This is a genomic window from Zoogloea oryzae, assembly GCF_030161255.1.
GTDB lineage: Bacteria > Pseudomonadota > Gammaproteobacteria > Burkholderiales > Rhodocyclaceae > Zoogloea > Zoogloea oryzae.
In genome coordinates, this window is record NZ_BSPX01000196.1 from 1 (window position 1) to 1,249 (window position 1,249).

Consider the following 1,249-nt stretch of genomic DNA (forward strand, 5'->3'; position numbering starts at 1 on the left):
GTCGGGATATGGGTCAAATAATAAATATTCCTTTTTAGGTGGTTTACGAGCTGCTGCTCAATCAATAAGTTATGAAATACCATTAACTTCATGCGTGTTATCAATATCTCTACGTGTGATGCGTTGGTACATTTACCTGTTTCTTTCTAGACAAGAAATTTTATGTAGTGAATAGTTATTTTTCAGCTTTCGGAGCGATGAATTAAACTAGATAGTTATATGAGTGAAACAAAACAGCTTAAAAATAGGCAGTCAAACAATTGAGTCTCATTCCCTATGTACAAGAGGAAATTTAAAATAAATAGCAGCAGTATAAACTGTTTACCCCAGATTGTGGATTAGTCAGGACGATTTGAAGCGGGTATAAAGGATCGACTATACGATGTTTTTATCTTTTTATTTATTTAACATAGGGGAGATCAAGCAAAAAAAATAAGTGGACGGTTAGGAACACCAAGGTACATAAAGGATTAGTAATGCAGATAATGTAAGTTACCGTGCGAGGTAATTGTGCATAAAAGGAATCAAAAGGGGACTTTAAGTTGGTAGAAATGATCAAGCAGTACTTCCCCATGATCTCGATCCAAAGTACGCTCCTATCCACGGATTAAAGAAATGGCTATCAGGAACGACGTAATCCTTTGTATTTTTTTAGATTCCTCTTTTATGAGAAAGAAGAATAGGCACGAACAAAAAATAGAATTATTATCCCAACCGATAGAAAATTCTAAATAATTTTAGTAATCCAAAGAACTGAGTTGAAATATCGATTAATACGACGAGTATTTTATTGAAAAATTAAGTTATTACCGAATCAATCTAAATTACAAGTGAAAAGATCAATTCAGAAGCACTCTTTTTTAGAATAGCAAACAGAATTGCATTGGTCTAATTTTGGATTCTCTATATTATATCATTTTAATGAGATACTATTGAAAATAAATCCTTAAATTTATTCTTGGCCATAGAGAAGCCGTATGAAGCTAAAGTCTCATGTACGGTTTTGCACTAGCGATGAGACAGTGATGTTATCGTCGACTATGATTATCTAACAGTTTAAGTACCGTTGATATAGTTGAGGCCCAATCAAAATACGGGTTGTGGGGATGGAATTTATGGCGTCAACCTATAGGGTTTACAGTTTTTCTAATTTCTTCCCTAGCAGAATGTGAGCGATTACCTTTTGATTTACCCGAGGCCGAGGAAGAATTAGTAGCAGGTTATCAAACGGAATATTCAGGTATCAAGT

1 protein-coding gene and 1 pseudogene are annotated in these 1,249 nt (G+C 34.1%); both read left to right on the forward strand.

The window, feature by feature from the left end:
• Nucleotides 1–175: NADH-quinone oxidoreductase subunit H (locus QQK25_RS24740; RefSeq protein WP_498027249.1), on the forward strand; the 175-nt coding region annotated here is incomplete at its 5' end.
• Between the two features lie 869 nt (nt 176–1,044).
• Nucleotides 1,045–1,249: pseudogene (locus QQK25_RS24745) on the forward strand (NADH-quinone oxidoreductase subunit H); the annotation flags it as partial.